The 11,815-nt window shown below is 68.0% G+C and carries 8 protein-coding genes and 4 pseudogenes; all 12 read left to right on the forward strand.

What is annotated here, in order from left to right:
- The first annotated feature begins 90 nt into the window (after positions 1 to 90).
- The 12 genes and pseudogenes from AC0IX7_RS10055 (at position 91) to accD (ending at position 11,722) form a co-directional block, all read left to right on the forward strand.
- Positions 91 to 228, forward strand: a complete 138-nt coding sequence (locus AC0IX7_RS10055; protein WP_471811689.1) for a sigma factor-like helix-turn-helix DNA-binding protein — start codon at positions 91 to 93, stop codon at positions 226 to 228.
- An 83-nt stretch (positions 229 to 311) separates the two neighbouring features.
- A pseudogene (locus tag AC0IX7_RS10060) lies at positions 312 to 440 on the forward strand (DUF4880 domain-containing protein); the annotation flags it as partial.
- A 56-nt stretch (positions 441 to 496) separates the two neighbouring features.
- Positions 497 to 1,291 carry a FecR family protein gene (locus tag AC0IX7_RS10065; protein WP_471811690.1) on the forward strand — a complete coding sequence of 265 codons (795 nt, stop codon included), beginning with the start codon at positions 497 to 499 and terminating at the stop codon, positions 1,289 to 1,291.
- On the forward strand, positions 1,188 to 3,542 hold the full coding sequence (locus AC0IX7_RS10070) for a TonB-dependent receptor (protein ID WP_471811692.1): 2,355 nt from the start codon (positions 1,188 to 1,190) through the stop codon (positions 3,540 to 3,542). The genes AC0IX7_RS10065 and AC0IX7_RS10070 overlap by 104 nt, the downstream gene beginning before the upstream one ends.
- Before the next feature lie 88 nt (positions 3,543 to 3,630).
- The gene (locus AC0IX7_RS10075) at positions 3,631 to 4,338 is read left to right on the forward strand and encodes an endonuclease/exonuclease/phosphatase family protein (protein WP_471811694.1); all 708 of its coding nucleotides are present in this window, start codon (positions 3,631 to 3,633) and stop codon (positions 4,336 to 4,338) included.
- Between the two features lie 24 nt (positions 4,339 to 4,362).
- Positions 4,363 to 6,650, forward strand: a pseudogene (locus AC0IX7_RS10080) (patatin-like protein).
- 105 nt (positions 6,651 to 6,755) lie between these two features.
- The gene (locus AC0IX7_RS10085; RefSeq protein WP_471811695.1) at positions 6,756 to 7,130 is read left to right on the forward strand and encodes a LapA family protein; all 375 of its coding nucleotides are present in this window, start codon (positions 6,756 to 6,758) and stop codon (positions 7,128 to 7,130) included.
- Positions 7,127 to 7,800: pseudogene (gene pyrF / locus AC0IX7_RS10090) on the forward strand (orotidine-5'-phosphate decarboxylase). Before AC0IX7_RS10085 ends, pyrF begins: the two are co-directional and overlap by 4 nt.
- Positions 7,801 to 7,967: 167 nt before the next feature.
- Positions 7,968 to 8,602, forward strand: a pseudogene (locus tag AC0IX7_RS10095) (phosphoribosylanthranilate isomerase).
- Positions 8,603 to 8,698: 96 nt separating this feature from the next.
- Entirely contained in the window at positions 8,699 to 9,940 is a 1,242-nt protein-coding gene (gene trpB / locus AC0IX7_RS10100) for a tryptophan synthase subunit beta (RefSeq protein WP_471811696.1), read from the forward strand.
- Between the two features lie 121 nt (positions 9,941 to 10,061).
- Entirely contained in the window at positions 10,062 to 10,874 is an 813-nt protein-coding gene (trpA, locus tag AC0IX7_RS10105; protein WP_471811698.1) for a tryptophan synthase subunit alpha, read from the forward strand.
- A complete protein-coding gene (accD, locus tag AC0IX7_RS10110; RefSeq protein WP_056486848.1) occupies positions 10,871 to 11,722 on the forward strand; it encodes an acetyl-CoA carboxylase, carboxyltransferase subunit beta in 852 nt (283 codons plus the stop codon). The genes trpA and accD overlap by 4 nt, the downstream gene beginning before the upstream one ends.
- Positions 11,723 to 11,815 lie beyond the last annotated feature (93 nt).

Here is an 11,815-nt window from a genome sequence, read left to right on the forward strand (position 1 = left end):
GACGATGCGCCGTCGGCCTTCGATGCGGTCGCCGGGCGACAGCGGATCGCGCAACTCGCCGCCGCACTCGCCGGTCCGCCCGAAGGCGCGATGCGCGTGTTTCGCCGCCACAAGATCGACGGCCTGTCGCACGCCGATATCGCCGCCGAGTTCGGGATCAGCCGCAGCGCGGTCGAAAAGCATATCGCCGTCGCGCTTCGTCATCTCAGAAAGGCGCTAAATGATTGATTTTCGCGCCGGACTGCGGTGGCGGGCGCGGGGTGGCGTCTATGACACGAGCGGGGGCATCCGCTCGGAACGAGGGTGCCGTGATGGATGCAACGACCCAGGATCCGATCAACGTCGCCGCCGCCTGGCACGCGCGGATCGACGCGCCCGACATGGATTGGGCTGGCTTCGGCGACTGGCTCGCGGCCGATCCGTCGCACCCCGCCGCCTATGATTCGATCGCGCTGCTCGATGCCGAGATCGGCGCCGCCGCCCCGCGATCGCCGCATTGCTACCGGCGAACGACGACAGCGCGGCCGATGTCGCGCCGATCGCGCGCCCAACCCGCTGGCGCTGGCTGGCCGCAGGCACCGGCGGCGCGCTCGCCGCAGGCCTCGCATTGTTGCTCGTTGTGCCGACGCTCACCGGGCCGGACGACAGCGTGCAGACCTATGCGACCGGCGTCGGCGAGACCCGCGCGGTCACGCTCGCCGATGGCAGCGCGATGCGGCTTGATCGCGGATCGCGGGTCTCGGTGTCGGGTGGCACGACTCCGCTGATTGAAGTCGCGGACGGTGCGGCGAGCTTCTCGGTGCGCCACGATCCGTCGCGAACGCTGATCGTACGGGCGGGCGGCTATGACGTCCGCGATATCGGCACGCGCTTTGCCGTGGTCAGCGCACAGGGCCGGATTTCGGTCGCGGTGGCACAGGGCAGCGTCAGCGTCGCGCCGCATACCGCGGACGGCAGCGCGCCGACGACGCTCGTTTCCGGTCAACGGCTCGACATCGACCCCGCGACCGGGATCGCCGAACGCCGCGCCGTCGCCCCGACGTCGGTGGCGGACTGGACCGACGGCCGCCTCGACTATGACGGTGCGCCGTTGACGCTGGTTGTCGCGGACATATCGCGGTATGCACGCACCCCGCTGGTGGTCGATCCGTCCGCCGCCGGACTGAGTTTCTCCGGGGTTTTGACGATTGGCGACGGATCGCGGCTTCTCGATCAGCTTCGCGCGGTGTTGCCGCTACGCCTGCGCCGCGCTGATGGCGTCGTCCATATCGAGCGTAGCGGCCCACGGTGAGGCGGCGCGCGCCGGCCCGCTACGGGCGATCGTCATCCCCGCCGGATCGCTGCGTACCGCGCTCGATTCGCTGGCCCGCCAGACCGGCATCTCGATCGGCATGGCTGGCGTCCTGCCCGATACGCCGACGCCGAGGATCGCCCGCGCGCGCGACGTCGCGGACGCGCTGAAACGGCTGCTGGCGGGGACGCGACTGCACGCGGTCCGCATCGATGCGACGACCTGGCGGATCGAGCCCCTGCTTCCTCATACGGGCCGTGCCCGGCCGGCTGCACCGCCGATCGTCGACGGCGGCGATATCATCGTCACCGCCAGCAAGCGCGACGAACGCCTCTCCGATCTACCCGCATCGATCAGCATCCTCGGCGGCCGCGCGCTCGACCGCCTTGCCGGTAAGCGCGGCCTGGTCGATCTGCTCGCGACCACCGATGGCGCGTTCTCGACCAATCTCGGCCCCGGCCGCGACCGCATCTTCCTGCGCGGCGTCGCCGACAGCGCGTTCAACGGCACCAGCCAATCGCTCGTCAGCCTGTATCTGGACGACGCCCGCATCGGTTACTCCTCGCCCGATCCCGATCTCCGGATGGTCGACATCGACCGCGTCGAGATCCTCCGAGGGCCCCAGGGCACGCTATACGGCACCGGCGCGCTGGGCGGCGTCATCCGGATCGTCACCACCGCACCCGAGCTCGACCAGGCCTCCGGCAGCGTTGCAGGCGAGGTGACCGGCATCAACAACGGCGCGTTCGGCGGCGCGCTCGAGGGCATTCTGAACCTGCCGATCGTGACCGGCGCACTAGCGTTACGCGCGTCGGGCTGGACCGAGACGATGCCCGGCTGGATCAACGATACCGGCCGGGGCAAGCGCGACGTCAACCGCACCGGGCGCAGCGGCGGGCGCATCGCGCTACGCTGGGCGATCGGCGATGGCTGGACCGCGACCGCGAGCGGCATCGCGCAGTCGATCGAAGCCCGCGACAGCCAATATGCGACCGGAGGGCTCTCACGCAGCACCGCGATCGCCGAACCGCAGGACAACGATTTCCTCTCGGCGTCGCTCGACGTGCACGGACCGATCGGCAGCCTCGACGCGCAGTCCACCACCTCGATCGTATCGCATGAATTCGGCAGCACCTACGACGCGAGCATCATGGCCGGCGCGCTCGGGACGATCGCGCCGGTCGCCTATGTCGAGGATCGCGCGATCCGCCTGCTGACACAGGAAGTGCGGCTGAGCGATCCGACCGCGCGCCATCCGTGGATCGTCGGCGCGTCGATCCTGCATGCGACCACCCGCCTCAAGGGGCGCTTCGAGTCGGACGCCGGCAACGTGCTCGGGCGCGACGACATGGAGGCGGTGTTCGAGGCAGCGATGTTCGCGGAGGGCACGCAGCGTCTGTCGTCCGCGCTCGATCTGAAGATCGGCCTGCGCGGCTTCGTGACCGTGAACGACATCGAGCAGCAGGGCCCCGACGAGCAGAGCACCACCAAGCTGGGCGTTACCCCCAGCGGCACGCTCAGCTGGCATCGGGACGATGTCGGGATGATCTGGCTGCGCTACGCCAGCGCGATTCGGCCGGCAGGCGTAACCCGGGCGTCGATCAGCAACCAACAGCGCATCCCCGGCGACGAGTTGCAAAGCCTCGAACTGGGCTGGCGCATCCGCGGGCTGAACGATCGGCTGAGCTTGAGCGGTGCGATCTTCGGATCGATCTGGGAACATCTCCGCAGCGACGTGGTCGGATCGGACGGATTGTTCGGGACGGTCGATGCGGGGAACGCCACCAATTACGGTGTGGAGTTCGGCGGGCGGTTCGACGCACGGCCCTACACGATCGACTTCGGCACCACGATCCAGCGCGCGCGGCTGACATCGCCGGCAAGCGACCGCGCGGCGCAGGACGATCGCCGCTTGCCGGTCGTTCCCGATTACTCGGCGCGGTTGGGTGTCACGCGACGGTTCTCGCTGATCGGGATGCCGGCGAGCGGCTATCTCACGGCCCGCTATATCGGCCAGACCCGGCTGAGCTTCGACCCCCTGCTCGATCGGCCCGCGGGAGACTATGCGACGTTCGGCGCCGGCGCGACGCTGGACGACGGTCCGCGGCATTGGTCGATCGATGTCGACAATCTGCTCGATGGTCGCGGCAACAGCTTCGGGTTCGGCAATCCGTTCACGCTGGCGACCACCACGCAGACCGTGCCGATCCGCCCGCGCGCGATCACGCTGAGGCTGGCGATCGGACTATGAAAGATGCGCCGGGACGGGACGGGAAACGGTTGGATCGTCACCGTAACCTGCAACCGCGGTCGCGCGGACGGCGTTATAGGGTCCACGCATGATCAAGGTCGCCAGCTACAATATCCACAAGGGCATCGGGCTCGACCGTCGGCGCAACCCCGAGCGCGTGGTCGAGGTTCTGCGCGAGATCGACGCCGACGTGATCGCGCTGCAGGAGGCGGATCGCCGCTTCGGCGCGAAGGCATGCGTCTTGCCGCACCATCTGCTGGAAGAACACAGCGACTGGAAGCCGGTCGATTTTGGCCTGCGCGCGCTCAGCATGGGGTGGCACGGCAACGTCATCCTGGTCCGCAAATCGGCGCGCGTGATCGCGAGCGAACCTTTGCACCTGCCGGCGCTGGAACCGCGCGGGGCGGTGATGGCGGACGTGCAACTCACCGGCGGTACGATCCGCGTTCTCGGCATGCATCTCGATCTGTCGGGTCTATGGCGGCGCAAGCAGGCGGCGGCGATCATGAACCATGTCGATACCTGCGCTCACCGGCATCCGACGGTGATGATGGGCGATCTCAACGAATGGAGCGCGGGCGCCGGATGCCTGCGCGATTTCGGACGCGACTATGCGTTTGCGGAGACGGGCGCGAGTTTCCACTCGCGGCGGGCGGTCGCGCGGCTCGACCGGATCATGGTCTCGCGCGAACTCGACGTCGTCGAATGCGGCGTGCATGCGAGCCCCGCCGCGCGGAAGGCATCGGATCACCTGCCGATATGGGCTATACTGGAACCCAAGGCCCTGGCTCTATAATCGATACCCGGACGAGGATGTGGAATGCGCGAGAAGGAACTGCGGCTGGCGCTCGTCTGCTATGGCGGGATCAGCCTGGCGGTCTACATGCACGGGATCACCAAGGAGATCTGGCGCCTCGTCTGCGCTAGCCGCGCGTTCCACGACGGCGAGGCGCCGAAGGGCGGCAGCCAGGGCGTGTATCACGCCCTGCTCCAGGAGATCGAGGACCACGCCGCGATCCGGGTGCGGGTGCTCGCCGACATCATCGCCGGCGCGAGTGCGGGCGGGATCAACGGCATCTTCCTGGCGCAGGCGATCGCGACAGGCCAAAGCCTCGATCCGCTGACCGACCTGTGGATGACGTCGGCCGATGTCGAGGCGCTGATCGATACCGAGGCGGCACCGAAATCGCGCTTTTCGAAGGCATGGGCGATGCCGCTCGCGTGGATGGCGGCGGGGCGGAGCACGGACAAGGTCGATGCGCTCGACGAGCCGACGCGCGAGGAGGTGCGGACCAAGCTGTCGCATTTCATCCGGTCGCGCTGGTTCGAGCCGCCGTTCGGGGGAAGACCTTCACCAACCTGCTGCTCGATGCGTTCGACGCTATGGGCGCAAGCGAGCGCGGGCCGCGGCTGTTGCCGCCCGGCCAGCCACTCGACCTGTTCGTGACGGTGACCGATTTTTCGGGGCATCCCGAGCGGTTGCAGCTCAATTCGCCCGCCGAAGTGGTCGAGACCGAGCACCGGCTGGTGGTCGACTTCACCGATCATGGCGGCGCGACCGAGACACTCGCGCCGCGCGCGGAACTGGCGTTCGCAGCCCGCGCGACATCGAGCTTTCCGGGCGCGTTTCCGCCGTTCACGGTCGCCGAACTGGACGGTGTGCTGGAGCAGCGAAAGATCGCGTGGCCGGGCCGCAGCGGCTTCCTCGCGCGCGTGCTGCCCCGTCATACTGCGGCCAACGCGGCGGAAAGCGCGGTGCTGATCGACGGCTCGGTGCTTGCCAATGCACCGTTCCGACCGGCGCTCGACGCGCTGAAGGAACGCCCGGCACGCCGTCAGATCGACCGGCGGTTCATCTACATCGACCCCTCGCCCGGCATCAAGCTGCGGCTCAATCGCGGCGAAGGCACGCCCGGGTTCTTCCAGACGATCATCGGCGCGATCAGCGACATTCCGCGCCAGCAGCCGATCCGCGACAATCTGGAGGCGATCGCCGCGCGCTCGGCGCGGATCGACCGGATGCGCGGGATCGTCACCGCGATCCGGCCGGAGGTGGAGGCCGACGTCGAATCGCTGTTCGGCCACACGCTGTTCCTCGATCGCCCGACCGCGCCGCGGCTGATCGCATGGCGGCGGCGGGCGCAGAAGGCCGCGGCTGCGAGTTCGGGCTATGGGTTCGTCGCGTACGGACATCTGAAGCGGAGCGCGGTGATCGAGACGATCGCGAGCCTGTTGTACGATGCGGGGCGGCATCACAGCCCGCGGCGGCTGGTGCAGATCCGCGCCGCGATCGTCGCGCGGGTGGCGGCGATGGGCGCGGACCAACTCGGGGCGGGCTTCGCCAACGGTGCCAGCCCGGCGTCGATCGCGTTCCTGCGGACCTTCGACATCGGCTTTCGTATTCGCCGGCTGCGGCTGATGGCGCGGCGGCTGTCGGAGGTGGAAACCGCCGCCGACGAGCCCGAGCTCGCGCCGATGCGCGACGCGATCTATGAATCGCTGTCGCCGTATCTGGATCGGTTGCGCGGCGAGATGCATGCCGGGATGCACGATGCGGTGCGCGCCATGAAGGGCGATGCGACCGCGGTGCTCGAGACGCTGGGGCGGACGTTCGATCTGGAGCGGCTCGATGCGGAAACCGACCAGCGGCTGGCGGAGGCGTTCGCCGCCCTTGCCAAGCCAGCACGGCGGACGTTGTTGCTAGCCTATCTGGGCTTTCCGTATTTCGACACCGCGACGCTGCCGCTGTTGCAGGGCGAGGGGCTCGACGAGTTCGACCCGATCAAGGTCGACCGGATCGCACCCGACGATGCGACCGCGATCCGCTCCGGCGGCGCGGAGGCGACGTTGAAGGGAATCCAGTTCGGCACGTTCGGCGCGTTCTTCAGCCGCGCCTACCGCGAGAACGACTATCTTTGGGGCCGGCTGCACGGGTCGGAGCGGATGATCGACATCACCGTCTCGACGTTGCCGCAGACCGTGCGGATGAAGCCGGGCCGGGTCGCGGCGATCAAGCGGGCGGCGTTCCTCGCGATCCTCGACGAGGAGGAACCGCGGCTGACCGCGATCCTGCCGCTGATCGCGCAGTTGCGGACCGAGATCGGCTAAAGCCCCTCTTGCTCGGCAGAAGACTGGCCAAAACGCCGATGTGGCGGTAGCTCTGCGTTTCCAACCGCGTTTCGGCGCGATTGGGGCACAATAGAGGGTCGCCGCATGCAGTTCCTGAAAATCCTGTTCTGGTGCCTGCTGGCGTTCGTCGCCGCAGTGTTCACCATAAGCAACTGGAACGCCGTCCAGATCCAGCTGTGGGGTGGGCTGATTGCCGACGTGAACCTGCCGCTGTTGCTGTTCGTGACGTTCTTGATCGGGTTCGTGCCGACGATGCTGTATAATCACGCGATCCGGTGGCGGCTGCGGCAACGGCTGTCGACGTGCGAGCGCGAATTGCTGGAACTGCGGACGCCAAGGCCAGAGCCGGTGGCGTTCGTGCCGGTCGAAACGCCGGTTGCGACACCGATGACGACGGTGACGGCACCGGTGACCGCGCCCGTTACGCCCGCCGCCGTGCCGCCGGGTGACGTGCGATGAGCAACCGGATCTACGTCGCGCTCGACACGCCCGATCTGGCGCGCGCGAAGGCGATCGCCGCGCGCGTCCGCCATCATGTCGGCGGGATCAAGCTGGGGCTCGAATTCTTCTCGGCACACGGCCAGCCCGGCGTGCATGCGATGGCGGAATTCGGCCTGCCGATCTTTCTCGACCTGAAGCTGCACGACATTCCGAACACGGTGGCGAAGGCGGTGCAGGCGCTCGGCGCGCTCGAACCGGCGATCCTCACGGTGCATGCCAGCGGCGGACGGGCGATGCTCGAGGATGCGAAGGCCGCGGCGCCGATCGGCACCAAGGTGATCGCGGTGACGATGCTCACCAGCCTCGATGCGGCCGATCTCACGGCCACCGGCGTTACCGGGAACGCGCACGACCAGGTTATGCGGCTGACCGAACTGGCGCGCGAAGCGGGGTCGACGGCATCGTCTGCTCGGGCGCCGAGGTCGCGGCGGCGAAGGCGATCTGGCCGAAGGGGTTCTTCGTGGTCCCGGGCGTGCGCCTGCCCGACGGTGCGATCGGCGACCAGAAGCGCGTGGTGACACCGCGCCAGGCGGTCGACGCGGGTGCCTCGATCCTGGTAGTCGGCCGCCCGATCACGCAGGCCGAAGACCCCGACACCGCCGCCCGCGCGATCGGCGCGACGCTTTAATTGTAGGCAATCTAGTAATCCTCCCCCGCCAGGGGAGGTGGCAGGCATAGCCTGACGGAGGGGAGGTAAGGGAAAACCTCTGTTCCGGGTCCTCCCCTCCGTCACCTTCGGCGACACCTCCCCTGGCGGGGAGGATCGCTGGACTTCCGTGATCCGTTTTAGGAACGATGATGACCACCGCCAAGATCTGCGGCATGTCCACTCCCGCGACGCTCGACGCGGCGATCCGGCACGGCGCGAGCCATGTCGGGTTCGTGTTCTTCCCCGCGTCGCCGCGGCACGTGACGTTCGCGAAAGCAGCCGAACTCGCCGCACGCGTGCCGGGCCATGTCGCGAAGGTCGGCGTGTTCGTCGATCCGGAGGACGAGATGCTCGAACAGGCGGTCGCCTCGGCCGCGCTCGACGTGCTGCAACTCCACAAGGTGACGCCCGCGCGGACCGCCGCGATCCGGGCGAAGTTCGGCATCGAGACCTGGGTCGCGGTCGCGGTGCGCACACGCGGCGATCTGGAAGCTGCGCACGGCTTTACCGGAGTCGCCGACCGGATCTTGTACGACGCAAAAACTCCGGACTCGGCGGCGCTGCCGGGCGGGATGGGCTTGCGGTTCGACTGGGACCTGCTCGACGGGTTCAAGCATCCCCTGCCCTGGGCGCTATCAGGAGGGCTCGATCCGGCCAACGTGGCCGAGTCAATACGCCGCACCGGGGCCGAACTGGTCGACGTGTCTTCGGGGTAGAAAGCGAGCCCGGTATCAAGGACGAAACGAAGATCGCGTCGTTCCTCGCGGCTGCCCGCACCTGAATTGTTCACCCGCGAAGGCGGGTGCCCAGACTGGATCCCGCATTCGCGGGGATACAAGGGCTTGGCGCGACATTTCGAAGTGCTAAAGCGCTCCACATGAACGCTCCAACTCTCGCCCCCAACTCCTACCGCGCCCAGCCCGACGAGCGCGGCCATTTCGGCGACTTCGGCGGACGCTATGTCGCTGAGACGCTGATGCCGCTCGTCCTCGAACTCGACGAGGCGTATCGTGCCGCCAAGGCCGACCCCGCGTTCAAGGCGCAGTTCGACGACCTGCTCGAACATTATGTCGGTCGCCCGAGCCCGCTTTACTACGCCGAACGGCTGACCGAGGCTTTGCGCGAATCCGCCCTCGAGGGCATGGGTGCGCAGGTCTGGTTCAAGCGCGACGAGCTGAATCACACCGGCGCGCACAAGATCAACAACTGCATCGGCCAGATCCTGCTCGCCATGCGGATGGGCAAGACCCGGATCATCGCCGAGACCGGCGCTGGCCAGCACGGCGTCGCTACCGCCACGGTCTGCGCGCGCTTCGGTCTGCCCTGCGTCATCTACATGGGCGCCAAGGACGTCGAGCGGCAGGCGCCCAACGTGTTCCGCATGAAGCTGCTCGGCGCCGAAGTCCGCCCCGTGACCAGCGGCGCGCATACGCTCAAGGACGCGATGAACGAGGGGATGCGCGACTGGGTCGCGAACGTCCACGACACCTTCTACATCATCGGCACCGCCGCCGGCCCGCATCCGTATCCGGAAATGGTCCGCGATTTCCAGAGCGTGATCGGCACCGAAGCGCGCGCGCAGATGCTGGACCGCGTCGGTCGCCTGCCCGACATGCTGGTCGCGGCGATCGGTGGCGGATCGAACGCGATCGGGCTGTTCCATCCGTTCCTCGACGATGCTGAGGTGCAGATGCTCGGCGTCGAGGCAGCAGGCCACGGGTTGGACAAGGAACATGCGGCCAGCCTCGCCGGCGGCTTCCCCGGCGTGCTCCATGGCAACAAGACGTATCTGTTGCAGGACGAGGACGGCCAGATCACCGAGGCGCATTCGATCTCGGCCGGGCTCGACTATCCGGGTATTGGCCCCGAGCATGCGTGGCTGCGCGATATCGGCCGCGTCCAGTATGACAGTGCGACCGACCAGGAGGCGCTCGATGCGTTCCAACTGCTGTGCCGCACCGAAGGCATCATCCCCGCGCTGGAACCAAGCCACGCGATCGCGACGGTGACGAAGAAGGCACGCGAGATGCGGCAGGACCAGATCATCCTGGCGAACCTGTGCGGGCGCGGCGACAAGGATATCTTCACCGTGGCCGAAGCGCTCGGGGTGGCGATATGATCGCACTTCTACTCCCTCCCGCTTGCGGGAGGGGTCGAGGGAGGGCCTGTTCGCTCCTCGGACCTCGAATTTGCGGCTATGTCAGCCCCTCCCCAACCCCTCCCGCAAGCGGGAGGGAGCTTTGAGCCGCCTCGCCGCCACCTTCGCACGCACCGCCGCCGCCAGCCGCGCCGCGCTCGTCGCGTTCGTCACCGCGGGTGATCCGACCACCGAGGCCACCGGCCCGATCCTCGACGCACTCGTCGCCGGCGGCGCGGATGCGATCGAGCTTGGCATGCCGTTCACCGACCCGATGGCCGACGGCCCCGCGATCCAGGCCGCCAACATCCGCAGCCTCGCGCAGGGGACCCGCACCGCCGACATCCTCGCCACCGCCACCGCGTTCCGCGCGCGTTATCCGGACGTGCCGCTGGTGCTGATGGGCTACGGCAACCCGATGCTCCGGCGCGGCGCGGACTGGTTCGCCGACGCCGCCGCCAAGGCCGGGGTCGACGGCGTGATCTGCGTCGACGTGCCGCCCGAGGAAGACGATGCGCTCGGGCCGCAGTTGCGCGCCGCGGGGATCGACCTGATCCGCCTCGCCACCCCAACCACCGACGCCGCGCGGTTGCCGACCGTGCTCGATGGCGCGAGCGGGTTCCTGTATTATGTCTCAGTCGCCGGCATCACCGGGCTTCAGCAGGCGCAGCAATCCTCGATCGAGGATGCCGTCGCGCGCCTAAAATCCCAGACCGATATCCCGATCGCGGTCGGCTTCGGCATCCGCACCCCCGAGCAGGCGGCCAACGTCGCGCGCGTCGCCGATGGCGTCGTCGTCGGCTCGGCGATCGTCGAACTGGTCGCGCAGCACGGCGCCGCTGCGGCCGAGCCGGTCCGCGCCTATATCAAGTCCCTCGCCGACGCCGTCGCTTCGGCTCGAAAGGTTCCCGCATGAGCTGGCTCAACAGCGTCCGCAACGTCCTGCCCTTCGTCGCGAAGCGCGAGACGCCCGAAAATCTCTGGCACAAGTGCAAGGGCTGCGGGCAGATGGTCTTCACCAAGGAGCTCGAGGACAATCTGTACGTCTGCCCGAAATGCGATCATCACGACCGCATCGGGCCGAAGATCCGCTTCGCGCAGCTGTTCGACGAGGGCAGCTGCAGCGAACTCCCGGCCCCGAAAGTCCCCGAGGATCCGCTCAAGTTCCGCGACCAGAAACGATACACCGATCGCCTCAAGGCGGCACGGACCGACAATAGCGAGCAGGATGCGCTGATCAACGCACGCGGGGCGATCGACGGCCACCGGGTAGTCGTCGGCGTGCAGGACTTCGGCTTCATGGGCGGCTCGATGGGCCTGGCCGTCGGCGAGGCGTTCGTGCGCGGCGTCGAGGCGGCGATCGAGGACCGCGTGCCCTACGTGATCTTCACCGCGAGCGGCGGCGCGCGCATGCAGGAAGGCATCCTCAGCCTGATGCAGATGCCGCGCAGCACCGTCGCGATCCAGATGCTGCATGATGCCGGCCTGCCGTACATCGTCGTGCTGACGGACCCGACCTCGGGCGGCGTGATGGCGGCCTACGCGATGCTCGGCGACGTCCAGATCGCCGAGCCGAAGGCGACGTTGGCGTTCACCGGCCGCCGCGTGATCGAGAGCACCATTCGCGAGAAGCTGCCCGAGGATTTCCAGACGTCGGAATATTATCTCGAACACGGGATGATCGACATGGTCGTCCACCGGAAGGACCTGCGCGAGCAGCTCGGCACGGTCATCGGGTATCTCAGCGCGCGCGAAGCAGCGTAACATACCCGCTCTCCCTCCGGGGAGAGGGTCGGGGTGAGGGGCAGCCCAGCAGTGCAGCGCCCGCAACAGCCCCTCACCCCAGCCCTCTCCCCT

The sequence above is a fragment of the Sphingomonas sp. AC411 genome (assembly GCF_979253035.1).